The sequence below is a fragment of the Halomonas sp. QHL1 genome, assembly GCF_001882345.1.
Taxonomy (GTDB): Bacteria; Pseudomonadota; Gammaproteobacteria; order Pseudomonadales; family Halomonadaceae; genus Vreelandella.
Window position 1 is genome coordinate 2101541 of record NZ_MINL01000001.1, and the last position, 26142, is coordinate 2127682.

Annotated in this window: 23 protein-coding genes and 1 pseudogene; 5 read left to right on the forward strand and 19 right to left on the reverse strand. The window is 54.1% G+C overall.

What is annotated here, in order from left to right; translation table 11 throughout:
- Positions 1–18: 18 nt before the first annotated feature.
- Positions 19–282, forward strand: coding sequence for a PP0621 family protein (locus QHL1GM_RS09615; RefSeq protein ID WP_071694273.1), 264 nt, complete (start codon positions 19–21; stop codon positions 280–282).
- A 5-nt stretch (positions 283–287) separates the two neighbouring features.
- On the opposite strand, the gene thiO is transcribed toward QHL1GM_RS09615, so the two are convergent.
- Positions 288–1391, reverse strand: coding sequence for a glycine oxidase ThiO (thiO, locus tag QHL1GM_RS09620; RefSeq protein WP_071694274.1), 1104 nt, complete (start codon positions 1389–1391; stop codon positions 288–290).
- 147 nt (positions 1392–1538) lie between these two features.
- On the opposite strand from thiO, the gene QHL1GM_RS09625 reads away from it, so the two are divergent.
- A complete protein-coding gene (locus QHL1GM_RS09625; RefSeq protein ID WP_071694275.1) occupies positions 1539–2066 on the forward strand; it encodes a GspH/FimT family pseudopilin in 528 nt (175 codons plus the stop codon).
- A 21-nt stretch (positions 2067–2087) separates the two neighbouring features.
- On the opposite strand, the gene trxB is transcribed toward QHL1GM_RS09625, so the two are convergent.
- On the reverse strand, positions 2088–3041 hold the full coding sequence (gene trxB / locus QHL1GM_RS09630; protein ID WP_071694276.1) for a thioredoxin-disulfide reductase: 954 nt from the start codon (positions 3039–3041) through the stop codon (positions 2088–2090).
- A gap of 268 nt (positions 3042–3309) precedes the next feature.
- On the opposite strand from trxB, the gene acnA reads away from it, so the two are divergent.
- Complete coding sequence (gene acnA / locus QHL1GM_RS09635) at positions 3310–6042, forward strand: aconitate hydratase AcnA (RefSeq protein ID WP_071694277.1); 2733 nt, start codon at positions 3310–3312, stop codon at positions 6040–6042.
- 68 nt (positions 6043–6110) lie between these two features.
- Here acnA and QHL1GM_RS09640 read toward each other — a convergent pair whose 3' ends face one another.
- The 3 genes from QHL1GM_RS09640 to QHL1GM_RS09650 all read right to left on the reverse strand — a co-directional run bounded on the left by QHL1GM_RS09640 (position 6111) and on the right by QHL1GM_RS09650 (position 10297).
- Positions 6111–7790 carry an NAD-dependent malic enzyme gene (locus QHL1GM_RS09640; RefSeq protein ID WP_071694278.1) on the reverse strand — a complete coding sequence of 560 codons (1680 nt, stop codon included), beginning with the start codon at positions 7788–7790 and terminating at the stop codon, positions 6111–6113.
- Between the two features lie 178 nt (positions 7791–7968).
- Positions 7969–9183, reverse strand: a complete 1215-nt coding sequence (locus tag QHL1GM_RS09645) for a YeeE/YedE family protein (RefSeq protein WP_071694279.1) — start codon at positions 9181–9183, stop codon at positions 7969–7971.
- A 142-nt stretch (positions 9184–9325) separates the two neighbouring features.
- Positions 9326–10297 (reverse strand): AI-2E family transporter, encoded by a 972-nt coding sequence (locus tag QHL1GM_RS09650; protein WP_217648536.1) that lies wholly within the window; start codon positions 10295–10297, stop codon positions 9326–9328.
- 137 nt (positions 10298–10434) lie between these two features.
- Here QHL1GM_RS09650 and QHL1GM_RS19170 point away from each other — a divergent pair.
- Positions 10435–10551 (forward strand): annotated as a pseudogene (locus QHL1GM_RS19170) (type VI secretion system tube protein Hcp); the annotation flags it as partial.
- A 141-nt stretch (positions 10552–10692) separates the two neighbouring features.
- On the opposite strand, the gene QHL1GM_RS09655 reads toward QHL1GM_RS19170, so the two are convergent.
- The 13 genes from QHL1GM_RS09655 to rpsT all read right to left on the reverse strand — a co-directional run bounded on the left by QHL1GM_RS09655 (position 10693) and on the right by rpsT (position 22785).
- Positions 10693–11712, reverse strand: coding sequence for a tryptophan--tRNA ligase (locus QHL1GM_RS09655; protein WP_071694281.1), 1020 nt, complete (start codon positions 11710–11712; stop codon positions 10693–10695).
- A gap of 65 nt (positions 11713–11777) precedes the next feature.
- Entirely contained in the window at positions 11778–12839 is a 1062-nt protein-coding gene (locus tag QHL1GM_RS09660; RefSeq protein WP_071694282.1) for a hypothetical protein, read from the reverse strand.
- 11 nt (positions 12840–12850) lie between these two features.
- A complete protein-coding gene (locus QHL1GM_RS09665) occupies positions 12851–13321 on the reverse strand; it encodes a PilW family protein (RefSeq protein ID WP_071694283.1) in 471 nt (156 codons plus the stop codon).
- Positions 13321–13749, reverse strand: a complete 429-nt coding sequence (gene pilV / locus QHL1GM_RS09670) for a type IV pilus modification protein PilV (protein ID WP_071694284.1) — start codon at positions 13747–13749, stop codon at positions 13321–13323. Before pilV ends, QHL1GM_RS09665 begins: the two co-directional genes overlap by 1 nt.
- Entirely contained in the window at positions 13746–14312 is a 567-nt protein-coding gene (locus tag QHL1GM_RS09675) for a GspH/FimT family pseudopilin (RefSeq protein WP_071694285.1), read from the reverse strand. The genes pilV and QHL1GM_RS09675 overlap by 4 nt, the downstream gene beginning before the upstream one ends.
- Positions 14313–14316: 4 nt before the next feature.
- Complete coding sequence (locus QHL1GM_RS09680) at positions 14317–14736, reverse strand: type IV pilin protein (protein ID WP_071694286.1); 420 nt, start codon at positions 14734–14736, stop codon at positions 14317–14319.
- A gap of 66 nt (positions 14737–14802) precedes the next feature.
- A complete protein-coding gene (gene ispH, locus QHL1GM_RS09685) occupies positions 14803–15780 on the reverse strand; it encodes a 4-hydroxy-3-methylbut-2-enyl diphosphate reductase (RefSeq protein WP_175540371.1) in 978 nt (325 codons plus the stop codon).
- A gap of 38 nt (positions 15781–15818) precedes the next feature.
- Entirely contained in the window at positions 15819–16265 is a 447-nt protein-coding gene (fkpB, locus tag QHL1GM_RS09690; RefSeq protein ID WP_071694288.1) for an FKBP-type peptidyl-prolyl cis-trans isomerase, read from the reverse strand.
- A gap of 36 nt (positions 16266–16301) precedes the next feature.
- Positions 16302–16847 (reverse strand): signal peptidase II, encoded by a 546-nt coding sequence (gene lspA / locus QHL1GM_RS09695; RefSeq protein ID WP_071694289.1) that lies wholly within the window; start codon positions 16845–16847, stop codon positions 16302–16304.
- A complete protein-coding gene (gene ileS, locus QHL1GM_RS09700; protein WP_175540372.1) occupies positions 16840–19671 on the reverse strand; it encodes an isoleucine--tRNA ligase in 2832 nt (943 codons plus the stop codon). The genes lspA and ileS overlap by 8 nt, the downstream gene beginning before the upstream one ends.
- Positions 19672–19678: 7 nt before the next feature.
- The gene (gene ribF, locus QHL1GM_RS09705) at positions 19679–20746 is read right to left on the reverse strand and encodes a bifunctional riboflavin kinase/FAD synthetase (RefSeq protein ID WP_071694291.1); all 1068 of its coding nucleotides are present in this window, start codon (positions 20744–20746) and stop codon (positions 19679–19681) included.
- Positions 20747–20812: 66 nt separating this feature from the next.
- On the reverse strand, positions 20813–22396 hold the full coding sequence (gene murJ, locus QHL1GM_RS09710) for a murein biosynthesis integral membrane protein MurJ (protein ID WP_071694292.1): 1584 nt from the start codon (positions 22394–22396) through the stop codon (positions 20813–20815).
- A 122-nt stretch (positions 22397–22518) separates the two neighbouring features.
- Positions 22519–22785 carry a 30S ribosomal protein S20 gene (gene rpsT, locus QHL1GM_RS09715; RefSeq protein ID WP_008959243.1) on the reverse strand — a complete coding sequence of 89 codons (267 nt, stop codon included), beginning with the start codon at positions 22783–22785 and terminating at the stop codon, positions 22519–22521.
- A 454-nt stretch (positions 22786–23239) separates the two neighbouring features.
- On the opposite strand from rpsT, the gene QHL1GM_RS09720 reads away from it, so the two are divergent.
- The gene (locus QHL1GM_RS09720) at positions 23240–25210 is read left to right on the forward strand and encodes a GGDEF domain-containing protein (protein ID WP_071694293.1); all 1971 of its coding nucleotides are present in this window, start codon (positions 23240–23242) and stop codon (positions 25208–25210) included.
- Here QHL1GM_RS09720 and cysQ read toward each other — a convergent pair.
- Entirely contained in the window at positions 25197–26000 is an 804-nt protein-coding gene (cysQ, locus tag QHL1GM_RS09725; protein ID WP_071694294.1) for a 3'(2'),5'-bisphosphate nucleotidase CysQ, read from the reverse strand. The two genes, QHL1GM_RS09720 and cysQ, sit on opposite strands and share 14 nt — an antisense overlap.
- Positions 26001–26142: the final 142 nt, after the last annotated feature.

Sequence of the window (26142 nt, forward strand, 5' to 3'; positions counted from 1 at the left end):
TTCGGGAGACACAAAAGGATGAACCTCTTGATCATTCGGCTGATTATTTTCGCCGTTATATTTTATGCCGGTTTAAAACTCTACGGCATCTACCGGCAACGTAAGCTTGAGCATGAAGCGCAGCATAAAAAAGTCAACCGCCAGGAGGGTGGCAAAATGGTGCGCTGCCGCTGGTGTGAGGTACACGTTCCAGAAGACGAAGCGCTACGCGACCAAGAGCAGTGGTTCTGCTCTAGCGCTCATCGAGATCGCTTCCTGCAAGAGCAGCAGGATAAAGGCTGAACACCTTAAGCCTGTATTAGTCGCTCTGGCGTAGGCTGGTAAGGCGCGGGGTCAATCAGTGGCTCGCGCCCCAACAGTTGATCCGCAAGTAAATGGGTCGAGGCAGGCGCCAACACTAAGCCGTTGCGATAGTGCCCGGCATTGACGTAGACATTAGGCCATTCAGGCAGCGCGCCAATAAAGGGGATGCCCGCTGGGGATCCAGGTCTCAGCCCGGCCCACTGGTGCGCTACCGGGCATGTTGCCAAAGCAGGCAGGATGGCTTCAGCGCTTTGCTTTAGAGACGCCAAAGCCGCCGCATCGGTGCTCTTATCAAAGCCCACCTCTTCCAACGTAGAGCCGACCAATAGCAGGCCATCTGCACGCGGAATAATATAGCGACCATCCTTTAACACCACGCGCTGCACCAACCCTTTGGGTGCTTGGTAAGCGATCATCTGCCCTTTAACGGGCCTTACCGGCAATTGCACATTCAGCTGCGACAAGAGCTGTGCAGCCCAGGCACCGCCGCACACAATAATGCGCTCAGCCGTTAACGGCCCTTGCGACGTCACCACCCCTTCCACTTGGCTACCGCGCTGGATAAAGCCGCTGACCTCGCACTGCTCTCTCAGCGTTACCTGGGGCATCGCGGCTAACCGCGCTTTCAACGCTTTGGCTAAACGCGGATTGCGCACGCTGCCCAGCGTTGGCATCCATAGAGCGCTATCGTCAGCCATTGCCACACCAGGCTCTTTAGCGTGGACAAAGTCTGCCCCTACCCGCTCTAGCGGCTTACCCAACTGGCGTGCCCATTGCAGCGCTTTTTCAGCGTCATCTACATTTAGGTAGAGCAACCCCTTTTGGCGATACTCGGGGTCAATGCCGGTCTCTTCCAACAAACGCAGGGCCAAAGAGGGGTAAACACCTTCCGACCAGCGCGAGAGTTGTGTCACCGCGGCGTCGTAACGCCAGGGGTAGAGCGGCGAAACGATACCGCCCCCCGCCCAGGACGCTTCTTTACCGCACTCCCCACGATCAACCAGAGTGACCCGCTGACCGGCGTCGCCTAGCTGCAGCGCCGTCATCATACCGATCGCACCGCCGCCAATAATTAAGAAATCGCTCACAAAATTGTCCGTTTTGGCTTACATAAAAAAAGCGTAGCGCCGCCTAGTATGACCCATTAATTGCGATGTGTTCGCTGCAAAGGTTTGTACGAAAAGTCGGCTAGCGAGCATAGCGCGGGCAATAACCAGGTCAAGTGGGGAGAAGCGATGAGCAGTTCTCACATCAAGACGCACACCACACCTGAAAGCGGATTCACGTTGCTTGAGCTACTGATCACGCTGCTGTTGGTCGGAATCATCGCCGCTTGGGGTCTGCCCAATTTTCAAGCACTGGGGGAGCGTACCGCGCAGACTAGCGAGGTCAATCGATTCCAGAGCGCGTTTTCATTAGCGCGCAACACGGCGATTAGCCAACGTCGCCAGCTGACGCTTTGCCCAGCCTCCGAAAACCGCAAGGCCTGCGCTAGTAACTGGAGTAGAGAGCTAATGATCGTGCGGGGGGATAAAACCGATAGCATCACTGAAGACGATATTCTGCGTATTGTACCCGCACAACAAGGCACGCAGGTGGCCTACAGCCGTGGCTGGTCGCGAATCCGTTACAGCCCTTTAGGCTATACCAGCGGTTACAACGGTAGTTTTGCTATTTGCTCAAGCAGCGGCGCCAAAGGTAAGAAACTGGTACTTAGCCAATTGGGCCGCCTTAGGATTGCTGAAGCGCCTATCGATTGCTAGGCGCTCCATGCGACTGAGCTTTTACCCTGCGATACCATCTAGATAGCGCTCGGCATCCAGCGCTGCCATGCAGCCACTGCCCGCCGAGGTGATCGCTTGACGATAAATGTGATCCATCACGTCGCCGCAGGCAAACACGCCCGGGACGCTGGTCGCGGTTGCATTTCCTTCAAGGCCAGAGTGCACCTTGATGTAGCCGCCGTTCATGGCCAACTGACCTTCAAAAATGCCGGTATTGGGGCTATGGCCAATGGCGATAAACAAACCAGGTGCATGAATCTCTTTGCTTGAACCATCTTTAGTGGATTTAACCCGCACTCCCGTAACGCCGGAGTTATCACCGAGCACTTCCTCAACTTCTTGGAACCACTCAAGGGCGATTTTGCCTGCCTCGGCTTTCTCCAACAGCTTATCTTGGAGAATTTTTTCTGCCCGCAGCGTGTCCCTGCGGTGTACCAGGGTCACCTTGGAGGCGATGTTAGAGAGATAGAGCGCCTCTTCCACGGCGGTATTACCGCCACCCACCACAATGACTTCCTGATTGCGGTAGAAAAAGCCGTCGCAGGTGGCACAGGCCGAAACCCCTTGCCCCATAAATTGCTGTTCGGTAGGCAAGCCCAAGTAACGCGCGCTAGCACCCGTCGCTACAATTAGTGCATCGCAGGTATAAACACCGCTATCACCCTTTAAGGTGAAGGGTTTTTCACCTAGGCTGACCTCATTGATATGATCAAACAGCACCTCGGTATTGAAACGTTCGGCGTGCTGCTTCATGCGCTCCATTAATTCAGGGCCTTGAACCCCTTGAGCGTCACCCGGCCAGTTATCCACATCGGTTGTGGTGGTCAATTGGCCACCCGCCTGAATACCGGTAATTAGCAGCGGCTTCAGGTTTGCCCGTGCGGCGTACACAGCAGCCGTATAGCCTGCAGGGCCGGATCCAAGAATAATCAAACGCTCATGACGAGTTTCCATGACACCACCTTGTAAATATCTGACTGATAGCTTTGTCGCTAGCTGTGTTAATAGCTTTGAAAAAATTAGCCACAGAGTCTGCCTGAAATGGTGCCAAGTACAAGCTATTGCAAGGTTTCGTATACGCTATTAGGCGAAGAAACCTTGAAAGCCCCTGTGCAAAGACCCATGTGTTATTACTAAATCAACGCCATACTGGGGAAATCCATAAAAGAAAGATCGTGACCGTCACGCTGAGCGCAGCGCTCAGCAACCTGAGGAGAGAGATATGAGCAAGATACCCGATACGCTAAGCACCCTAGAGGTGGGCAGTAAAACGTATCACTACTACAGCCTGCCCCAAGCGGCCGAGACCCTGGGCAGCATTGACCGGCTTCCCAAGACGCTCAAGATTCTACTCGAAAATCAGCTGCGCTTCGCCGATGACGAAAGCGTAGATCAAGAAGATATGCAGGCTCTGGTCGACTGGCAGACCGAGGGCAAATCAAGCCGTGAAATCGGTTACCGTCCGGCGCGGGTATTAATGCAGGACTTTACCGGCGTGCCCGGCGTCGTGGATTTAGCCTCTATGCGTGCCGCGGTAGAAAGCCTGGGCGAAGACCCGGCGAAGATCAATCCGCTATCCCCTGTCGATCTCGTTATTGACCACTCGGTAATGGTCGATAAGTTCGGTAACCCTGCCGCGTTCCAAGAGAACGTCGATATCGAAATGCAGCGCAACCGCGAGCGCTATGAGTTTCTACGCTGGGGACAGCAAGCGTTTGACAACTTTAGCGTCGTTCCCCCCGGCACCGGTATCTGCCACCAGGTCAACCTGGAGTACCTAGGCAGAACGGTATGGATCAAGGACGAAGACGGCAAAACCTTTGCCTACCCCGACACCCTCGTCGGCACCGACTCCCACACCACGATGATCAACGGCCTAGGCGTACTTGGCTGGGGCGTAGGCGGTATTGAAGCCGAAGCAGCCATGCTTGGCCAACCGGTTTCAATGCTAATCCCCGAAGTGATTGGCTTTAAATTAACCGGCAAGCTCCGCGAAGGCATTACCGCCACTGACTTGGTACTCACCGTTACCGAGATGCTGCGTAAAAAAGGCGTAGTGGGTAAATTTGTCGAGTTCTACGGCGACGGTTTGAAAGACCTGCCGCTGGCGGATCGCGCCACGATCGCCAATATGGCGCCCGAATATGGTGCTACCTGTGGCTTCTTCCCGGTCGATGACGAAACGCTGAACTATATGCGTCTAACAGGGCGTGAGGATGAGCAAGTCGCGCTGGTGGAAGCCTACAGCAAAGCCCAAGGACTGTGGCGTGAACCCAACGATGAGCCGATCTTCACCGACGCTCTAGAACTGGACATGACCGAAGTGGAAGCCAGCCTTGCCGGCCCTAAGCGTCCGCAAGACCGGGTTGCTCTACAGGATATGGCGGCGGCCTTTGACAAGTTCATGCAGGAGGACGTCAAAGCGGATTCAACCGCCAAAGGGAAATTCTCCTCTGAAGGCGGCCAAACCGCCGTGGGGGTGGAACGTAGCTTCGAACATGACACCAGCCAAGCCGTTAAGCTTGATGATCATGATTTCAGCCTTGACCCCGGCGCGGTGGTGATTGCGGCGATTACGTCGTGTACCAACACCTCCAACCCCAGCGTTATGATGGCAGCGGGCTTGCTGGCCCGTAAGGCGCGTGAAAAGGGGTTAACCACTAAACCCTGGGTGAAAACCTCACTGGCGCCCGGTTCCAAAGTGGTCACCGATTATCTGGAAGCCGCTGAATTAAACGACGACTTGGATGCGCTTGGCTTCAACTTGGTCGGCTACGGCTGCACTACCTGCATCGGCAACTCTGGCCCGCTGCCTGATGAGATCGAAAAAGCGATCAACAGCGGCGATCTTGCCGTAGCCTCTGTGCTTTCCGGTAACCGTAACTTTGAAGGCCGCGTACACCCGTTGGTCAAAACCAACTGGCTGGCTTCGCCGCCCCTGGTGGTGGCTTACGCCCTGGCCGGTAATGTCCAGCTTGACCTTACCCAGGAGCCACTGGGCAACGACAGTAACGGCGACCCGGTCTACCTCAAAGATATCTGGCCCAGCCAGGCCGAGATTGCCAGCGCCGTTGAGCAGGTCAACACCGCCATGTTCCGCAAAGAGTACGGCGCGGTGTTTGAGGGTGACGACGTCTGGAAAGCCATCGACGTGTCAGAAAGCAAGGTCTACCAGTGGCCTGAATCCACCTACATTCAGCACCCGCCCTTCTTTGAAGGCATGGGCCGCGAGCCGGATGCCATCGAAGATGTGCACAGTGCCCGTGTACTCGCCATGCTGGGTGATTCGGTGACCACCGACCATATCTCGCCTGCCGGTGCCATCAAACCTGACAGCCCCGCCGGGCGCTATCTGCAAGAGCACGGCGTTAAGCCGGTCGACTTCAACTCCTACGGCTCACGCCGGGGTAACCATGAAGTCATGATGCGTGGCACCTTCGCCAACGTGCGGATCAAAAACGAGATGCTCGATGGCGTGGTTGGCGGTGAAACACGCCACGTACCCAGCGGTGAGCAGATGGCTATTTACGATGCGGCCATGAAGTACAAAGAGGAAGGCAAACCGCTTGTGGTGATCGCCGGTAAAGAGTACGGCACCGGCTCTTCAAGGGATTGGGCGGCCAAAGGCACTCGCTTACTCGGCGTTCGCGCGGTTATCGCCGAATCCTTTGAGCGTATTCACCGCTCTAACCTGATCGGCATGGGCGTTGTACCGCTGCAGTTTGCCGAAGGCGAAAGCCGTCAAACGCTGGGATTAACCGGGGATGAAGAGATTTCGATTGCCGGTTTAAGTGACCTGACGCCGGGCGGCACGGTCAAAATCGTAATCAAAAATGCCGACGGGGAACGTAGCGTTGATGCCAAGTGCCGAATTGATACGGTAAACGAGCTGGCTTACTACCGTCACGGTGGTATCCTTCACTACGTGCTGCGCAAGATGATCGGCGCAGCCTAATAGGGTAAAACCTACCAATGCTTGCATGCCCCCACCTCGGTGGGGGCTTTTTTTTTTTAGCCAAACGCTTAAAAAGCGCGGCGACGATACGTGCGGTAATCCGGTGACCAGGACGCCTTTTCGATTAACTCGCGCAGCGTCGTACCACTGGTTTTTAACGCCACGCCGTTCTGCTGTGCCTGGGCAGCTACTTCAAAAGCAATCGACTTGCTGATATCGCGAATACGCGACAGCGGCGGCAGCAAAGCACCCTTACCCTCTTTAACCAGTGGCGCTTCACGGGCCAGCGCCCGTGAGGCGCTCATCAGCATCTCGTCGGTGACTCGATTGGCACTGGCGGCAATCACGCCCAACCCAATGCCTGGGAAGATATAGGCATTGTTGCACTGGGCAATCGGATAAGTGCGTCCGTTGTAAACCACCGGCGCAAAGGGGCTACCGGTGGCGACCAGGGCTTGGCCATCCGTCCAGCGGATGACATCCTCCGGTACGGCCTCTGCTTGGGAAGTAGGGTTAGACAGCGGCATGATCACCGGGTGTTCACAGCCCGCGTGCATGGTGCGCACCACCTGCTCGGTAAAGATACCGCGCTGGCCGCAAACGCCGATTAATACCGTTGGCTTGATCTGCGCGATTGTCTCTTCCAGACCTTGGCCACTCCACTCCGCCACTAGCGAAGGGTCATGGGCTAACCGGCGCTGGAAGTCGCGCTGCCACTCTTGATCGCTGGTCATCAAACCATCCCGATCAACAATGTAAATGCGCGACCGCGCTTCACTTTCGGTCAAGCCTTCGGCTTCCATGGCAACGACCACCTGCTCGGCAATTCCACAGCCCGCCGAGCCACCACCCACAAACACGACACGCTGCTGTGCAATGGTCTCTTCCCGGGCCTGACAAGCCGCCATTAGCGTACCCACTACCACAGAAGCAGTACCCTGCACATCGTCATTGAAGCAGCAAAGCTCGTTGCGGTAGCGCTCTAGCAGCGGCACCGCATTGGCCTGGGCAAAATCCTCAAACTGCAGCAGCACGTTAGGCCAGCGGCGCTTCACAGCAGCGATAAATTCCTCCATGAAAGCATCGTACTCTTCTTGCCCTACCCGCTCGTGGCGCCAGCCCATGTACATGGGGTCATCAAGTAGCGCTTTGTTATTGGTGCCCACGTCAATCATGATCGGCAGCGTGTAGGCGGGGCTAATGCCACCACAGGCGGTATACAGCGCCAGTTTACCAATCGGGATGCCCATGCCCCCGATCCCCTGGTCGCCCAGGCCTAGAATGCGCTCACCATCCGTCACTACGATCACTTTGACGTTATCTTTGGTGGCGCTGCGCAGGATGTCATCCATATGTTCGCGGTCAGGATAGCTAATAAACAGGCCGCGGTGGTTACGGTAAATATTGGAGAATTCCTGACACGCCTGTCCAACCGTGGGGGTATAAATAATCGGCAGCATCTCTTCAAGGTGCTGGGACACTAGACGGAAATAGAGCGTTTCGTTGTCATCTTGAATGGCGCGCAGATGAATATGCTTCTCAAGGCTGCTATGGCACTGCTGGTACTGGCGATAGGCACGCTCTAGCTGATCTTCAATGGTTTCCACCTTTTGCGGCAGCAAACCAATCAGGTTAAACGCCAAGCGCTCTTGCTGAGTAAACGCGCTGCCTTTGTTCAATAGCGGCATTTCGAGCAAAGAAGGACCGGCGTAAGGAATGTATAGGGGGCGTCTACTCTGGGTAGTCATAAGCACTCTCTTTTTATGTCAATCACTGCTGCAATGCAGCAACATCGGGCGTTCGCGGCGTTTGAACGTAATGTAACATGCTCCTGCGACAAAGGTGGAAGAGAGCGGCCATGTTGATATAAAAACGCCTCGGTTTAGTTCTCCTAAACCGAGGCGTAATGACGATATTAACGATGCTTTAGCACGTTTTAGCGGTGGGTTTGCGCCCCTCAACGCCAGCGAAGAAGAACGGCCGCAGCTTAACGCCGAACATGTTGCCCGAAAACGCCGCTACCAACCATACCCAACCGTGCAGGCTGCCAGACGCAATACCGCTGAAGTAAGCACCGATATTGCAGCCAAACGCCAACCGCGCGCCATAGCCCAGCAAGATGCCGCCAATGATCGCCGCCAATACAGACTTCAATGGAATTTTGAAATTGGGGGCAAAGCGACCAGCCAAGCTGGCGGCAGCGAGCGCGCCAAGCATAATACCCACGTTCATTACCGTGGTGATATCGCTCCATACGCTGGCTTCCAGGGCCGCCGCATTGCCCGGCGCTTGCCAATAGCCCCACTGGCTAACATCACCGCCCACCAGCTCAAAGCCTTTAGCCCCCCACAGCGCAAACGCAGAGGTAATTCCCCACGGGCGGCCTGCCAGTGCCAAGGTGGCAAAATTCAACAGCGCCAGCGCCACCGCGCCTGCAACTAACGGCCAGGGCCCAGTCAGCCAACGCTCATACCCATGCTTATCGACCATGGGCGCCTGCTCTAACTGACCATGGCGGCGCTTCTCCATCACCCAGGTAAATGCCGCGATTGCAGCAAACAGCACGAGACTAATCGCTATGCCACCACTAACCCCGGCAACGTTAACCAGTGATACCGGTTGAAAAGCCGGTAAGCTCTGCCACCAGGCAAAATGCGCCGAGCCAATCACAGAGCCGACAATAAAGAACATCAGGGTAATTAGCATACGTGCGTTACCACCGCCCGCGGTAAAAAGCGTGCCAGAGGCACAGCCGCCGCCCAACTGCATGCCCACCCCGAACAGGAACGCCCCTACCAGCACGGAGATACCAATGGGCGCCACAAAGCCCGACACCTCGTTGCCAAACAGGGTGCCTGCCCCTAAGGCAGGGAAAAACAGCACCACGGCTATGGCCAACATCACCATCTGCGCGCGCAGACCACGTCCCCGCCTTTCAGTAATAAACACGCGCCACGCCGAGGTAAAACCAAACGCGGCGTGATACAGCACCATGCCAAACAGCCCGCCGACAATCATTAGCAGGCCCGTATTCGCCTCAAACACCATCCCCACCAGTAACGCGCCCAGCACAATCGCCGCCGTAGCAATAAGCGGCACGCGATAGCTCTGCGGCGACGCAGCAGCAGCTGTTGTAGACATACACTCACCTTTTGCAATGCCAAAAGCGCCTGTTAATAAACAGACGCTCTCAGACAGTATGGATTAATGGCTATAAGCTTAACGCTGCTCTCTTAGAGCGTAAAACTATTTATGATCCGTTCGATATTACTTTTTTATCTAGCTATGGCACATCTTCATCACGGGTTACGTAAAGACGATTAACCAATACAAATGCCACAACAGTCAGCGGTGCGGCCAATAGCAAGCCCGCCACACCAAACAGGGTACTTGCCGCAAACAGCGAAAATAATAGCATCGCAGGGGGTAGGCTGACTGCGCGCTGCTGTACCAGCGGCTGTAAAATATTGCCCTCTATTTGCTGAATAACCGTATACGCAATCAGCACAAATAACGTGGTTTGAGGACTCACTGTGAAGGCAAGCAACAGCGCAGGGATAGCAGCGATAAGAGGCCCTACTAACGGTACAAAATCCAACAGCCCTGCAATTAGCCCCAAAGCAATTGGCGCTGGCACCCCTAATAACCACATGCTTACCCCAACTAACAGCCCGGTAATTACCATAGCCACCAACTGCCCGCCGAGCCAAAAACGCAGTGCCTTGCCGCTCTCATCTAGCGCCTCAGCCAAACGTGGCCGACTTTTAATCGGTGCAAGTAGTAATAACCCACGGCGATAAACATCGGGTTGGGCAGCAAAATAAACCATGCCGACAATGAGCGCGAAGAAGCTGACAACACTGCCTCCCATCGAGACCACAACCATGCCAACCTGAGAAATACCGTTTTCTAAAACGCCACCTGCCCGCTCAGCGGCATCATTAATCAATGGTGCTAACTGCGTTCCTTCAAGCCGCTCCTGTAGCTGTTCCCATGCCTCGGGTAGCAGAGCCGACAGCGATTCCAGCTCAGAAGACACTTGCGCGCCAAATGCCCAGCTAATTAAGCCCAGCGCCAGGGTTAGCGTAATAATCACCGTCGTCAGCGCAAGCCAACTGGGTGCCCCTAGCCGCAAAAGCGGCATCATACACGTTTGCAATATACAGGCACCCACCACCGCGCCAAAAATCAAGATAAGTAGGCCAACTAGCTTCCAAAGTATTAACGCGACGACCACCAGCGTTAATGCAATCAAAGCACACTCCGTAAACGTCTGATGTCGATACCTTGAGCGCATACAATATTCCCTTTGTGGATGCGTTGAGATCAACAAACTAACCGCGAAATAAGTAACGGACTAGCCTTGTATGAGAATTACTATAGGCCATCTACCAAGATGAGCTTTCCGAGCTGATAGAAGCGTCACTGGCTTACCGTAAGATTGATTGAGAACACACTGTTGCTGGCACCTATGGTTCCGACGACTGGCGCGCCCCGACCGAAGGCTAAGCTGTCGCTAATAGCTTAGACGTGGAGTAAAAAAAGAGGAGTGAAACAAGCGAAGCCCCTTCCAACCGGAAGGGGCTTCGTCATTGCTGCCGTCGTGTTACTGACGTGTAGCTATTGCTACTGGCAGGGTTCATTCAGGCTCTAAACAAACCGTCCTAGACCCACCGCTGAACGTAAACGATCCATCGAGACTGCGGCTTCTTCCCGCGCCCGTTCCGCACCTTTCTGCAAAACCGCTTCAATGTGGGCGGGATCTTCCATCAGTGCGTTATAGCGTTCACGCGGCGCGCTCAAGTGAGCATTCAAGTATTCAAACACTTGATCCTTAGCCACGCCCCAACCAATACCGTTCACGTACTGCTCACGCAGGCTGGCAGTCTCTTCTGCTGTGGCAAAGGCTGAGTAAATCTGGAACAGCGTGCAGCTATCTGGATCTTTTGGCTCACCGGGCTCCAGCGAGTTGGTTTTAATCTTACGTACTAGCTTCTGTAGCTTCTTCTCAGCAACAAACAGCGGAATGGTATTGTTGTAGCTTTTGGACATTTTGCGCCCATCCAAGCCATTCAACAGCTGTACTTTATCGTCAACGACGGCATCCGGGAGGACAAAGTGCTGACCTTTGTAGAGATGGTTAAAACGCCCGGCGATATCACGAGCCATTTCGATATGCTGAATCTGATCACGCCCTACCGGCACTTTATTAGCGTTAAACATTAAAATATCCGCCGCCATGAGCACGGGGTAACCGAAAAGCCCCATGGTAATGCCTTTATCCGGATCTTGGTTTTCCGCCTCTTCGTTCTCAGCAACCGCTGCTTTGTAGGCATGAGCGCGATTCATCAAGCCTTTGGCACATACGCAGGAGAGCATCCAAGTGAGCTCAGGGATTTCTGGAATATCCGACTGGCGATAGAAAATCGCGTTGTCGGTGTCCAGCCCCAGCGCCAGCCACGTAGCAGCAATTTCAAGTCGCGACTCCTGAACACGCTTGGGATCCGGGCACTTGATCAACGCGTGGTAGTCGGCCAGAAAGTAGAACGACTGCACGTTAGGGTCTTGGCTTGCCTCAATGGCAGGCTTGATCGCCCCAACGTAGTTGCCCAAGTGGGGCGTGCCGGTGGTGGTAATACCGGTGAGAACGCGGATTTTGGGTTGGCTCATGTTCTTAGCTCATTGGGCTGAAAATCAGACAGGGTATCTCTTGAAATAAAAAAATGCTAACTACTCTAGAGTATTTGCCAATCAAAACCTGAGCCACCTTCCCCAGAGGAAATAGCACTATATCGAACGCCACCCTGGCCACCATTTCCCGTCCCTAAATCAATCGCTCCTAAAGCGATCACGCTTCCATAAACATTTGTATTATTACCCATTTCTAAACCACCCCCTTCTTCCACAATAATAAGTCCTTCGTGATGTCCTGTTCCTGCTAGCTCTAATTTTGCACCACTTCTCACTATGATAATGCCATAGGTATTCGTTCCTGCTGCCTGTTTAACGTTCCCAGTGATTTCTATAAGGCTCACCTCCCCCCTAGTGCCATTAACAAAATTATTATTACCACTATCAAAGGAGTAATCGAAATTACCGCTCAAAGGCTCCAGATATGAATTCCACTCACTTTTTGAGTCCGCATCATAGCTAATTGCGCCTCCGTCTTCTCCTTCAGGAGTAGTTCGGCAGCCATTGCCTTTACATCTAAAGTCACTGGGAACAGGGTGCGCCCTTCCATCAAAGTAATCACCCACATTGCTATCTTCCCAGCCGCAACCATTTTCAATGCTCTGCAAACAAATAAGCGGATTAGAAATACTGGGAGAGTTATTGATACTCAACCCTGGGCCAATCCCACTACCGACGACCGCCATGAAATGTATACCAACAAATTCATCAATTTCGCCCTCTGCCTGATGGCGAACTTGTCCAATGACTAAATCAGCATCTCTACCATCAAATTTGCATCCTCTGTAATAATAACCCATTAAAAAGTCGTTATATTCATTAGAGTTTACCTCTTTGAATACAAATGAATTTCTAACACTATCGTCACTATAGTTCACAGCTAAATTTTGGCAGGTATCGAGATTCGATTCGGAATTAAAGTCGCCTTCCTCACTTCGTTCGCTACCGCCGGTTTCAGTTGCCATCTGCGCTAGAATGACAGCACGATAATTACCAGCTAGCCGCTCATCAATCAACGCACTCTGCATGCCTGACATGCCTAACATAAGCGCGCCGGCGAGCAGTGCCATTACAATTACTAACGCTGCGCCTTGCTGCTGTTTCATGAAGTAGGCTCTTATGGTGAGATTGCTTTATTTCGCTCGCTGATGGTAAAGGTGATTTGATCGCACGTCGCATCCACGCTTTCTCGGCAATCACCAATGGGCAACGTGACTAAGTGAGACACATCATCACCATTGGGTATAGAAAGCGTCGGACAGGCTGTCGCGTCATCAACTTGAGAAAGATCAACTATAGGCTGGTTTTGAACCTCATCCTGCAGAACGCAGTAATGACGCGTACCGCCGTCAGAGCTTCGCTCATCTGAGACGATAGCGTAGTCACCAATATCTCCTTTACGACCGGCTGCAGTCAGGGTACTTATCGCAAAAATTAATGTCTCTTGTTTACGACTGACCTTGTCAACGGTTTGAAACGTTTGAAAAGTCGTTAGAAAAAGTTGACCAGCTCCCAAGATGATCACCGTGCCGATGGCCATTGCGACCATTAGCTCCACTAGGGTAAACCCGCCTTGGCGCTGTTTCATTACTGCACCTCAAGCCTTGGGAGACGAAACGTGTAGTCGAAACGATCATTCTCGTCATCGCCAAGTACCAGAACCACATTAAAACGGCACTTGTGTTCGCCGTTGTCTCTGCCAATGCTGCTTTCGCCGTCCTTGACGTTGCGAAGCGGGTTCTGGTCGTTATCCTTAAACCAATCATCTTTCCACACGTCCTCAACAGCTGAGCTGTCGATATCTTCACAGGTTTCGCCGGGGTCTAGTTTAGCCAGTCGCGCCCAAAGCCGCTCCTGGGCATCGACGGCAGCGACACTTGCTACAGAGCGCTGATAACCAGCATTTGCACTCTGCAATGCCTTCAGCTGCATGGCGGCCACGCCTATCAGCCCAATGGAGAGAATCACCAACGCGATCAGCGCTTCTATTAAGCTAAAGCCACGCTGAGAGTTCATGACTCACTCTCCTTCCTGCGAATGCTTCCAGTGTTGCGGATTACAAGCGTTACAGGAGGAGTTGATGCACTTTCCTCAGTGGTTTTTAGCGTCATTTCGCAGGGTGATTCAGGGCAGTTGGAAATGTCGGCGTCGCCCAAACTTTGAAAGGTAAGCGAGAACGCTTGAGTAGGCGAGGCTATATTAGCGGACTGCCCTACTCTTAGTATCTGACTACCCGCACCGCTTTTCACCACCCAATAGCAGCCTCCGGTGTAACGGTAACGGATGCTCTCTTCACTGTTTTCACCCGAATCATCCTCGATTTCATTATTTCTACAGGATTCAGGGCGGCGGTTTGAAGAAGCGGCATCGGGAGGCGAAAAGACCACGGACATATCACTGCGTTGTTTTATTGCCTCGCTGCGGGCAAAGCTCAGCACAGAAATAAGCTCGTTCACATCGCTTGCCAGTTGCTGGCGGGCAAGGAAACTGGCAAACGTGGGAACTGCCATAACAGCGACAATCGTTGCGATCATCAGCGTTACCAACAGTTCAATCAGGGTAAAGCCACGATTTTTCATGTGATTACCAGCAATCGGGTACACCCTCTGAGCCGTTCGGCCTTTTTTCGCCGAGTGCCGTTAAGGTTATATTTTCACTGCATCCATCATTCTGTTCAGTGCTTGCTGTCAACGTGTAGCCCCCACCGCTATCCAGATCAACTGTAATGTTATAGTTGTCGTCTGGTGAGGCGGTTGGCACGTCATTACAACTCGCATAGGTATAAGAGCGCGTATAACAGCGTTCAAGCTCCGAAGCGGCTTGCATAAGGCCCGCATGGGCGTCGGTTCGAACTGATTTTTGCACGTAGCGGGTATAGCTGGGGTAGGCAATGGAGGCGACGATGCCGATGATCACCAGCACAATCATTAACTCAATGAGGGTAAAGCCGCGCTGGCCGTTATGAGAAAAACGGCCAGTGGTAAGATGAGTAACATAAGACACGCGGCTTTGCTCCTGTATTAGTTGGCTCATACCGTTTCAGTATGTCGCAAACTAATACGCTTTGCATCAGCTGCTGGCGATCACCTTTTCACGCAACTCTTTAGGCATAGAGAAGGTAATGGTCTCTTCGCGGCCCTGTAGCTCTTCAGGTAATGCAGCGCCCATGGTTTGCAGCTTAGCAATCACTCCTTTCACCAATACCTCTGGGGCACTGGCGCCAGCGGTTACACCAATACGCGCCACATTTTCAAGCCACTGAGGATTGATCTGGTCAGCGTTATCGATCAAGTAGGCGGGTGTGCCCATACGCTCAGAAAGCTCACGCAAACGGTTAGAGTTTGAGCTATTGGGGCTGCCTACCACCAGCAATAGATCGCTCTGGGCCGCTAGTTCACGCACGGCATCCTGACGATTCTGCGTGGCGTAACAAATATCATCATTGCGCGGCCCCTGAATCTCGGCAAACTTATCGCGCAGCGCGTCGATCACCTTAGCGGTATCATCCATCGACAGCGTAGTTTGGGTCACGAAGGCCAGCTTTGAAGGGTCATTCACCTCCAGCTTAGCGACGTCTTTTTCGTCCTCTACCAGATAGATACGCCCGCCGTGGGAGGTGTCATAACGCCCCATGGTGCCTTCGACTTCCGGGTGGCCTTCATGGCCAATGAGAATGCACTCCTGGCCACGCTTGGCGTAGCGCAATACTTCCAGGTGCACTTTAGTGACCAGCGGGCAGGTGGCATCGAACACCTTCAAGCCCCGCCGCTCAGCATCGGCCTGCACCGCACGGGAAACGCCGTGGGCGGAGAAAATAACGATAACGTCGTCCGGCACTTCATCCAGTTCTTCAACAAACACGGCACCGCGGGCGCGCAGCGTTTCGACCACAAAGCGGTTATGGACGACCTCGTGGCGCACATAAATGGGCGGCCCAAACACATCAAGTGCGCGGTTGACGATATCGATGGCGCGATCCACACCGGCGCAAAAACCACGCGGATTGGCCAATTTAATCTGGATGGGCTGTGCTTGCGTCGATTGCATAATAGCGCCTTGATGCGTAAGCGGCATCGCTTAGTGAATTAATGCGTTGTCACCGGCTTGACGTCGAGCACTTCGACCTCAAAGGTGAGCGTGCGACCTGCTAACGGGTGATTGAAGTCCACCTCGATACGATCACCGTCAATGGTTTTGACCACACCTGGCAATTCCGTTCCCGCTTTATCGGCAAACGACATCACCATACCAATTTCCGGGGCTTCATCGCCAAAATCTGCCCGTTTCAGGGTCTGAATATTTTGCGGGTTATGTTGTCCGAACGCATGTTCAGGGGTTATCTGAAAGGTACCCTCCTGACCCGCAGCCAACCCTTTAATAGGGTGTTCAAAACCGGGCGGCAAATTGCCGTCACCAAACTCAAACGTGGCTGGTGCTTTGTCTTTGGTGGAGTCCACCAAAGTGCCATCTTCCAGCTTTAAGGTGAAGTGTAGCGTCACTTCCATACCATCATCGATCAGATAGTCGCTCATAGCAGTTCTCAATATACAGGTGTTCTCAACGTTCGATTAATGGGAAGCATTGGCCGCTTTTTTGCGCCGACGCTCACCCATAATGGATTCCCAGATTAAAGCGACCGCCCCCAGGGTAATCGCTATATCCGCCACGTTAAACGCCGGGTAGTACCACCCAGCGGCGTGGAAAGAGAGGAAATCGACCACATAGCCATGCACCAGGCGGTCATAAAGATTCCCCAGCGCACCGCCGATAATCAATGGCAGCGCTATCGCCAACAGCTTTTCATCGTGTTTGATGCGTGAAAGCCACACCGTTAAGCCGACACTAGCGCCAATCGCAATAATGGCGAAGAACCAGCGCTGCCAGCCGGGATGCGTGGCTAAAAAGCTAAACGCCGCACCGGGGTTGTGCAGCAGCGTCAGGTTAAAGAACGGCAGCACTTCTACCGGCTGAGCATAACCCAACTGACTACTGGCCACGTATTTGGTGGCCAAATCTAACACGACCACCGCCACTGCTAGCCATAGCCAGCGCAGCGGCCGCTGCATCGTCGGCCGCGCGTTTGTATCGTTAGGCACGTTTTTTCCGTTAGGCATAGTAACGAATCTCACCGCTGCCTTCGGGGAGGTTGCTGATACAGCGACCACATAGATCCGGATGATCAGCATGGGTACCCACATCCGGGCGATGGTGCCAACAGCGTTCGCACTTAGTGTTGTCGCTGGCTTTAACGGCGACTTTCAGGCTCTCTAACTCCGTCGCTTCTGCATCGCCTGCATCAACCAGGGATTTCAGCGTAACTTCGCTAGTCAGCATCACAAAGCGCAGTTCATCGCCCAGTTTTGACAGCGTCGCCTGCAGGTCATCGCTGACATACAGCGTGACTTCAGCTGCCAAGCTGCCTTTAATGACTTTGGCATTCCGGGCATCTTCTAGGCACTTGTTTACCGAGTGCTTAACTTCTAGCACCTGCTCCCAAAAAGCACGGCCCATGTCGGCGTCGTTTTCCAGGCTGCCAAGGTCAGTGTAGTAAGTCTCCAGCAGCACACTGTCACCGCGCTTGCCGGGGATGTTCTCGTGAATTTCTTCGGCAGTGAAGGAGAGAATCGGCGCGATCCAGCGGCTCAAGGCTTCTACCACGTGATACAGCGCTGTTTGCGCACTGCGGCGTGCCAGCGAATCGGTTTGCGTGGTGTATTGGCGGTCTTTAATCACATCCAGATAGAAGCCGCCAAGCTCACGGGCGCAGAAACCATGCACCTGCTGGTAAACATCCAGGAAGCGGTACTCTTCGTAGGCTTTTTCGATCCGCGCCTGCAACTGATGAGCACGATCCACCACCCACTGATCCAGTGCCAGCATATCGCCAAACGCTACTTGGTTTTTCTCTGGATCGAAGCCGTTAAGGTTCGAAAGCAGGAAGCGAGCGGTATTCCGAATCCGACGATACACATCGGAGGTGCGCTTCAAAATCTCGTCCGACACCGCCATTTCACCGGAGTAGTCGGTGGAGGCGACCCAAAGGCGCAGAATATCACCGCCCAGTTTATCCATCACTTCCTGGGGCGCGACCACGTTGCCGAGCGACTTGGACTGCTTGCGGCCCTGGGAGTCGACGGTAAAGCCGTGGGTCAGCAACTGACGATACGGCGGATAGCCGTCAATGGCAGAACCGGTGAGCAGCGACGAGTGGAACCAACCACGGTGCTGGTCAGAGCCTTCCAAGTACAAGTCAGCCCGCGGGCCGCTTTCATGGCCGTGCGGATGTGAGCCGCGCAGTACGTGGCGATGTGTAGTGCCGGAATCGAACCAAACATCGAGAGTATCGGTGACTTTATCGTATTCCGCCGCTTCAGCACCCAATAGTTCCGCCGGGTCGAGCTTGAACCAGGCATCGATACCTTCCTGCTCAACGCGTTTGGCGGCTTCTTCCATCAGCCCAACGGTGCGTGGGTGTAGCTCACCGGTTTGCTTGTGTAGGAAGAACGCGATCGGCACGCCCCAGTTACGCTGGCGGGAGATACACCAATCCGGGCGGTTGGCGATCATGCTGTGCAGACGCGCCTGGCCCCAGGCAGGCGTAAACGCCGTGGCTTCGATGCCTTCAAGGGCGCGTTCGCGCAGGGTTTTGCCGTCTTTGCCTTCAATATCCATACCCACAAACCACTGCGCGGTTGCACGGTAGATCACCGGCGTTTTGTGGCGCCAGCAGTGCATGTAGCTATGTTTGATTGGAATATGCGCCATCAGCGCACCCACTTCGCGCAGCTTTTCGACGATTTGGGGATTAGCTTTCCAAATCATCTGACCGCCGAAGAACGGCAGGTCGTCAACGTAAACGCCGTTGCCCTGCACCGGGTTGAGCATGTCGTCGAACTCCATGCCATGCTCGCGGCAGGTGATAAAGTCATCCATGCCGTAAGAGGGTGCGGAGTGAACAATACCGGTGCTGCCCACTTCTGACTCGACGTACTCTGCCAGATAGACTGGCGAGAGCCGGTCATAGAACGGGTGACGGAAATTGATCAGATCAAGATTCTTGCCTTGAGTAGTAGCAATCACTTCGCCTTGCAACTCAAAGCGCTCTAGGCAGCTCTCCACCAACTCTTCCGCCAACAGCAGCAAACGCTCGCCAGTATTGACCAGTGCATAGGTGAACTCTGGATGAACGTTAAGCGCCTGGTTAGCCGGAATGGTCCACGGCGTGGTAGTCCAGATAACCACTGCCGCTGGCTTGGCCAGCTCGGGTAAGCCAAAGGCGGCGGCGAGCTTGTCGGCATCTTCTACCGGGAAGGCGACGTCGATGGCGTCGGACTTCTTATCAGCGTACTCGACTTCGGCTTCCGCCAGCGCGGAACCACAGTCAAAGCACCAGTTGACCGGTTTCAAACCTTTAAACACGTAACCCGCGTCGACCATCTCGGCCAAGGCACGAATCTCACCCGCTTCGTTGGCGAAATCCATGGTGCGGTAGGGGTGATCCCAATCACCAATAATGCCCAAGCGCACAAAGTCGGCCAGCTGTGTTTCGATCTGGGCACCGGCGTATTCACGGCACAGCTCACGGGCGTATTGCGGCGCCAAGTGTTTGCCGTGAGTGGTTTCTACTTTGTGCTCAATGGGCAAGCCATGGCAGTCCCAGCCGGGCACATAAGGCGCATCAAAACCGGCTAAATTCTTCGATTTAACGATAATATCTTTCAGAATTTTATTAACGGCGTGACCAATATGAATACTGCCGTTGGCGTAGGGAGGGCCATCGTGCAGCACAAACAGCGGCGCACCCGCGCGCGCTTCCCGCAGGCGCTGGTAAATGTTCATATCCTGCCACTGGGAAACCCGGCCCGGCTCTTGCTTCGGCAGCATGCCGCGCATGGGGAAGTCAGTTTCAGGCAAATTCAGCGTGTGCTTGTAATCCATAGTCCGGTCAGCCGTCGTTAGCATCAGCGGAAGTTCCCGCCGAGGAAGAATCAGAAGAAGCGGTCTCACGCCCAAGCGGGGCCGAGGCCAGCGGAAGAGAATAGTCCTGTTCAGCGTTCTCTTGGTCAGCGCTGTTTTGCCCACCTATTGCCGCCGTTAAATAGTGGCGAGCGCGGGCCTGATCACGTTCAATTTGCGCTTTAAGCGCCTCAAGGTCGTCAAACTTCACCTCGCCCCGCAGACGCGCGCAGGGAAACACCGTCATGCGTTGGCCGTAGAGATCACCGTTAAAATCCAGCAGGTGCACCTCAAGCGTTGGCCGTTCCGAACCTACCGTAGGACGGAAGCCCACATTCGCCACTGCTGGGTAGCGCTCGCCATTCTCCAGTTCAGCCACCACCGCATAAACCCCACGCAGCGTTAATGGCTGGGGCATCAGCGGCAAGTTGGCAGTCGGTACACCAATGGTGCGGCCCAACTGCTGGTCGCGTACCACGCGGCCATGTAACGAATAGGCGCGGCCCAGCAAACGCGCAGCGGCGGAAAAATTACCGCTGGCAAGCAAGGTACGCACCCGCGAACTGGAAACCCGCTCGTCATCCACGGTAAAGGTGCGCGTGTGCTCGACGCCAAACCCCTGTTCACGCCCAACCTCTGCCAGCAGCGCGAAATCGCCGCGGCGGTCGCAGCCGAAGCGGAAATCGTCGCCCACGACCAAGTGCTTAACGGCGAGCCCATCAATCAACACCTGATCGATAAACTCACGCCCGGTAAGGCTGCGCAGCGTGTCGTTAAACGGCAGCACCAGCACTTGCTCCGCGCCAAAATCGCGTAGCAGCCGCACCTTCTCACGCAGCCGGGTTAAACGCGGCGGCGCTTGATCACCGGCAAAAAACTCACGCGGCTGGGGCTCGAACACCACCACTGTTAGCGGCACACTCCAGCGCGCCGCATGCTCGCGGCACTGCTGCAGGATGGCTTGATGGCCGCGATGCACCCCATCGAAATTACCGATGGTGGCAACGCAGCCACGATGAGCCGCTCTCAAGTTGTGCAGACCTCGAATGACGCGCATGGCACCTCAGCCGTTGGAGGACATAAAGCCTCTGATTATAACGAACCCACACCCCAGGATGCAGTGTTATGAGTGCATTTTAAAATGACGAACGCGCAAACCCAGTGCAGCCAGCCAGGCAAAATAAATCGAGCCGCCCAGTACCACTAAGCCGGTGACCCAGCTGATCCGTTGCCAAAGGCCAAACGCGAGCCAGGCCTGCCAGTCGGGTGCAACAAAGTAGAGGGCCGCGCACATTAGCCCGCTGCCACCGAGTAGCTGCACCGAATAGCGCTTCCAGCCCGGCTGAAAGACCAGCACTCCCTGCTTATGCAGTAAATAGCCCAGCAGGCCCGCGTTTAAGAAGGCAGAAAGTGCGGTGGCTAACGCCAATCCGGCATGAGCCAATGGCCAAATTAGCAGCAGATTAAGCACCATATTAGCGACCATGGCGATAATGCCTACCTTCACCGGTGTTTTGGTGTCCTGACGGGCAAAAAAGCCCGGTGCTAATACCTTGATCAGCATAAAGGCCACCAAGCCGAAGGCATAAGCGCGCAGGCTCATCGCCGCCATCTGAATATCGTTGTCAGTCATCGCACCGTAATGGAACAGCGTGATCAACAGCGGCTCGGCCAACACCGCAAGCGCCAACGCCGCAGGTAAGCCTAACAGCAATACAATGCGGATAGCCCAATCAAGCATCGCCGCGAAGTGCTCCTTGGACTGATCAGCATGGCGTTTAGACAGCGCTGGTAAAATCACCGTCCCAATGGCCACCCCAAACACACCCAGCGGTAGCTCCACCAAACGGTCTGAGTAGTAGAGCCACGACACGCTCCCCGCCGCCAGCAATGACGCCAAAACGGTATCCAACAGCAGGTTAATTTGCGATACCGATACCCCAAACAACGCAGGCCCCATGAGTTTCAGTATGCGCCGCACGCCCTCGTGGGCAAAATTAGGCCAGGGGGTAGGCATCAGCCCCAAGCGCAGCAAGAACGGTACCTGAAAAACCAACTGTGCCGCCCCGGCGATTAGCACTCCCCAGGCCAACGCCATGGCGGGCTCTTCCATAAGCGGCATTAAAAACAGTGCCGCACCGATCAGCGAAAGGTTAAGCAGCACCGGGGTAAAGGCAGGTACCGCAAAGCGGTTCCAGGTATTCAGCACACTGCCTGAAAACGCGGTGAGCGAAATCAGCAATAAATAGGGGAACGTTAAGCGCAGCATATCCGCGGTCAGCGACAGTTTTTCCGGATCACTGCCAAAGCCGGGGGCAAACACCCAAATCAGCCACGGCGCGCAGAGCATGGCCACGGCGGTAATCAGCGCCAGCACCGCCGTTAAGCTACCGGCAGTGGCATTCAGCAGCGCGCGTATCTCCTCCCGGTTACGCTGGGTGGAGTACTCTGAAAGCACCGGCACAAAGGCTTGATTGAAAGCCCCTTCGGCAAACAGGCGGCGCAGAAAATTTGGGATCTTAAACGCCACGAAAAATGCATCGGCGCCATCCCCCGCCCCTAAGAAAGTAGCGATAACCACATCGCGCGCCAGCCCCATCACCCTCGACAGCATGGTCATGGCACTGACCACAAGACCCGAGCGCATTAGCCCGCGGCGGACTATTGCGGTATTTGGAGAAGTGCTGGGGGCTTTCTTCGCTGTCATAAGCTATCCAGAAAAACCGTCTAGAAGAACTATCCAGAAGAACTATTCAAAAAATGGATCTAGAAAAATCATCCAGACACAAAAAAACCGGCCGCAGCCGGTTTTTTATGGCGCCTGCCGGCTTACGCCGCCAGTGCCTTAATACGCTTGTTCAAACGGCTCTTCAGGCGAGCTGCTTTCTTCTTAGACAGCACGTCTTTGTCTGCAATACGGTCAACGACCGGCTGCATTGCCTTGAACTCTTCCATCGCCTTGGCGTGGTCGCCGGTGCTGATCGCTTTCACTACACGCTTGATGTAGGTGCGGACCATGCTACGCTGGCTGGATTTCAGGACGCGACGGTTCTCGGCCTGGCGGGCGCGCTTGCGAGCTTGCTTGCTGTTCGCCACAGGGTATCTCCTTGGAGAATAAAGGTTGCCGATAAAACGGCAACGAAATTAAATATGTGTTCGTCGGCTGCGCTGTCACAGCGCGACGCTTCCGCAACATGACACTTCTATAAAACCACTTGATTTGGCAGGTTTTTCGTCCTGCCAAAACATGTAACGGACAGTTGAATTAAGCTGCCCGCTCACGGGTCTTGTCTGAGAGGATGGCGTAGTCTATCACGCGCTAGGCGTGCTTGCTAGCAGTTGTGGACGGTCTGTCAATGCGACCGGTTGCAAGATTTCTTGTTCTCGAAACCGGTGCCATTTGCAGTATTGAAGCACTTGCCACAAACTCTCACACCATCCTAAAAAATGGGCATAACATCCTGCATGGCCACTGTCATTTGCCTTATTTGCACAAAACAATAACAGGCTATCTTTGCGAAGCAGCCACCCCAGGAGAGGAAACATTTCAGTGTCACTGCGACGTTTACACACTCGCCTACTGTTAGCCGTTTGCATACCGTTAATCTTAGTATCGACAACGCTGCTGCCTGTGCTTCATGTGCATATGGAATCGCGGCTTGACAGCCTGCGGGCCGAAGCCGACGCTTTGCTGAAAGCCGGTCAAGAGACGCTAACCCGCGATATTAATGAGAGCCTAAACTACGCGCTAGCGATTGCCGAAATGCCTGCATTACGGCGGTACCTGGAAGCACAAGACAGGGCACCATTAGTGGATCAGTCCTATTCGCTTAGTGACCTTTCGCAACTTTCAAATTTTTTAAGCACGCTGATCAGCCACAACCCCCGCTATACCAAGTTAGTGCTGATTGATAACCAAGGAAGTGAAGTGCTCCGGGCGCCCAAAAGTAATGAAACAGGGCCGCGCGTGGGTGGCAATTATCATGCCTCTACCGACTATTTCGAAGAAGCATCCTCACTGCTACCGCGCGACCTGTATATCTCGCCACCGGGTCGCAACTTACAATTCGAGTTATTGGGTAAAGACATTATTCCGGTGGTCAACGTTTCCACCCCCGTTTTTGATGCGACGGGCGAACGCCGTGGCGTCGTACTTTTAAGCCTTAATTGGGACTACCTCACAAGCGCCCTACGCCAAGCGATGCTGCTTGACCAAAGTGCCAATACGCTTTTAATCGACGCCCAAGGCCGGTGGCTGCTGGATGAAGGCATCCCGCCCTTAAATACGACAAGCTTTGGTAGCGATTTCACCTCACTTTCACCCCACTATTGGCAAGCTATGCAGCAGCGCAATGCGGGCCACGCCACGGTAGATGACCATCTATTACGCTTTCAAACTGAAGATATACGCACCCAGCGCTACCGCAGCTTGGCGGGCAGTATTTTCAGTGAAAACAGCTACCACCCATGGAAGCTGGGTGTGACACTGCCACTCCCTACTTGGCGCTCGCTGATTGAAGAAGAGACGACCGTGCTCTGGTTTCTATTATTAACCTACGGAGTCGCCGTCGCCTTTGGCATTTTTTGGGCCTTCAGCAGCCAGCGTCAGCGCCAGTTACGTAAGGCGGCGCAACGCCATGCTTATGAAGTAAGTGACCTGTACGAAAACGCCCCCTGCGGCTACCACTCGCTGGATACCACAGGGCGAGTGATTAAAATGAACCGCACCGAGCTCGCTTGGTTGGGCTACTCTGCCCAGGAAATTATCGGGCAGCTTGATTATAGAGAGCTGATCACGCCAGAAACGCGCGATCAGTTTGAAAAAGCTTTTCAAAAAGTGAAAAACAATCAATCCGGTAGCGCAGAGTGCAGCCTATTAACGCGAAACGGCGAGCAGCGTCACGTTATGATCCAGGCCTCTGCCTTCTATCGCAATGGCCAATTTGTGCACTCGCGGGCTACCGTGTTTGATCTTACCGAGCGCAAACAGCTTGAAGAAAAGCTGCGCGCCCAAGCAATGACCGATCCACTAACCGGGGTCTTCAACCGGCGTTATTTACAGACCAAAGCGACTGCAGAGATATCGCGGGCGCGAAGGCAGAATCACCCCATCGCGCTCATCGCCATTGATATTGATCACTTTAAGCAGATTAACGATATGTATGGCCATGACGTGGGTGATGACGTACTAACAAGCTTCACAAAAATAGTGGCTGACTTACTTCGCCAGGAAGACTTGCTATGCCGTGTAGGGGGGGAAGAATTTGCTATTTTGCTTCCCAACACCTCGATTTCACACGCTGAACAGGTAGCCGAGCGAATACGGAGCACGGCCGCGGCCACCCCTATTAACGTATCAGAAGATCATTCAGAAAAAGTGCTGTGGCTGACCGCTTCACTCGGGGTAACCGCTATTTTAAGCAACGAAAAGACGCTTAAGCCTGCCCTAAAACGTGCCGACATAGGCTTATACCAAGCTAAAGAAAACGGCCGTAACCAGGTAGTCGTTAACCCGGGCTAGTCGCCCTGCCCCACACCACAAAATCGGGGTTGAGCACTTGCTCGGGGGTAGCATATCCTGGCATGGCATAGCCCAGAGGCTGATTGTCAAACGTCACGATGCGGCCGCCAGCCTGCTCTACAACTGCCTGTGCAGCCCCCGTGTCCCACAAACTGGTTGGCCCGAACCGTGGGTATACATCGGCATTCCCTTCCGCAATGAAACACGCTTTAAGCGAACTGCCCATAGGCCGAAGCTCATGCTTGCCCAATTCACCAAGCCATGCCGACAAACGCGAATCCGTGTGGGAGCGGCTTCCCAACACGCGCCATGGCTGCCCTTCTAACGGAGGCAATGACGCCATGATCGGCTGCCACTGCCCATCAGCTTCGGCTTTGAAAGCGCCCAAATCTTCGGCAGCTAGATAGGTAAGTTTCAAGGCAGGCGCCACCACCACACCGAGCACAGGCAGGCCCTTTTCAATCAGGGCAATATTGACGGTGAATTCATCGTTACGCTTGATGAACTCTTTGGTGCCATCCAACGGGTCGACCAGCCAATAAAAGCCCTGCGCGTTGGCGCCTTTAAAGCTCTGGGTATCCTCTTCGGAGAGTATCGGCACATCAGGGGTAAGTGCCTGCAAGCCACGGGCGATCACCTCATGGGCGGCTTTATCCGCCTCAGTAAGCGGGCTTTTGTCGATTTTAAACTCAACGGCGAAGTCTCGACGATATACCTGCATGATCGCCTCGCCCGCCTCACAGGCCAATTGCTCAACACTTTTTAGTAATGCCTTGTTAATAGTGAGCATTAAGAGATCGTCTCCACATCAAATGCTGTCGGAATTCGTATGATTAATGACACGTTTCCAGAATAGTTCGGGTCCATTAGTCCGCCACCGTTTCATTGCATCAATTAGGGGCTGATGGTGGATTGATGGGTATGGTGGCTGT

What these genes read in the sequence shown, in the direction of transcription:
- murJ (WP_071694292.1), bottom strand. Translation starts at nt 22,396, where the DNA reads ATGACAGCGAAGAAAGCCCCCAGCACTTCTCCAAATACCGCAATAGTC.
- QHL1GM_RS09655 (WP_071694281.1), bottom strand. Translation starts at nt 11,712, where the DNA reads ATGAGCCAACCCAAAATCCGCGTTCTCACCGGTATTACCACCACCGGC.
- ileS (WP_175540372.1), bottom strand. Translation starts at nt 19,671, where the DNA reads ATGGATTACAAGCACACGCTGAATTTGCCTGAAACTGACTTCCCCATG.
- acnA (WP_071694277.1), top strand. Translation starts at nt 3,310, where the DNA reads ATGAGCAAGATACCCGATACGCTAAGCACCCTAGAGGTGGGCAGTAAA.
- ribF (WP_071694291.1), bottom strand. Translation starts at nt 20,746, where the DNA reads ATGCGCGTCATTCGAGGTCTGCACAACTTGAGAGCGGCTCATCGTGGC.
- trxB (WP_071694276.1), bottom strand. Translation starts at nt 3,041, where the DNA reads ATGGAAACTCGTCATGAGCGTTTGATTATTCTTGGATCCGGCCCTGCA.
- lspA (WP_071694289.1), bottom strand. Translation starts at nt 16,847, where the DNA reads ATGCCTAACGGAAAAAACGTGCCTAACGATACAAACGCGCGGCCGACG.
- QHL1GM_RS09675 (WP_071694285.1), bottom strand. Translation starts at nt 14,312, where the DNA reads ATGAAAAATCGTGGCTTTACCCTGATTGAACTGTTGGTAACGCTGATG.
- QHL1GM_RS09640 (WP_071694278.1), bottom strand. Translation starts at nt 7,790, where the DNA reads ATGACTACCCAGAGTAGACGCCCCCTATACATTCCTTACGCCGGTCCT.
- QHL1GM_RS09615 (WP_071694273.1), top strand. Translation starts at nt 19, where the DNA reads ATGAACCTCTTGATCATTCGGCTGATTATTTTCGCCGTTATATTTTAT.
- fkpB (WP_071694288.1), bottom strand. Translation starts at nt 16,265, where the DNA reads ATGAGCGACTATCTGATCGATGATGGTATGGAAGTGACGCTACACTTC.
- QHL1GM_RS09645 (WP_071694279.1), bottom strand. Translation starts at nt 9,183, where the DNA reads ATGTCTACAACAGCTGCTGCTGCGTCGCCGCAGAGCTATCGCGTGCCG.
- pilV (WP_071694284.1), bottom strand. Translation starts at nt 13,749, where the DNA reads ATGAACTCTCAGCGTGGCTTTAGCTTAATAGAAGCGCTGATCGCGTTG.
- QHL1GM_RS09665 (WP_071694283.1), bottom strand. Translation starts at nt 13,321, where the DNA reads ATGAAACAGCGCCAAGGCGGGTTTACCCTAGTGGAGCTAATGGTCGCA.
- QHL1GM_RS09660 (WP_071694282.1), bottom strand. Translation starts at nt 12,839, where the DNA reads ATGAAACAGCAGCAAGGCGCAGCGTTAGTAATTGTAATGGCACTGCTC.
- ispH (WP_175540371.1), bottom strand. Translation starts at nt 15,780, where the DNA reads ATGCAATCGACGCAAGCACAGCCCATCCAGATTAAATTGGCCAATCCG.
- QHL1GM_RS09625 (WP_071694275.1), top strand. Translation starts at nt 1,539, where the DNA reads ATGAGCAGTTCTCACATCAAGACGCACACCACACCTGAAAGCGGATTC.
- cysQ (WP_071694294.1), bottom strand. Translation starts at nt 26,000, where the DNA reads ATGCTCACTATTAACAAGGCATTACTAAAAAGTGTTGAGCAATTGGCC.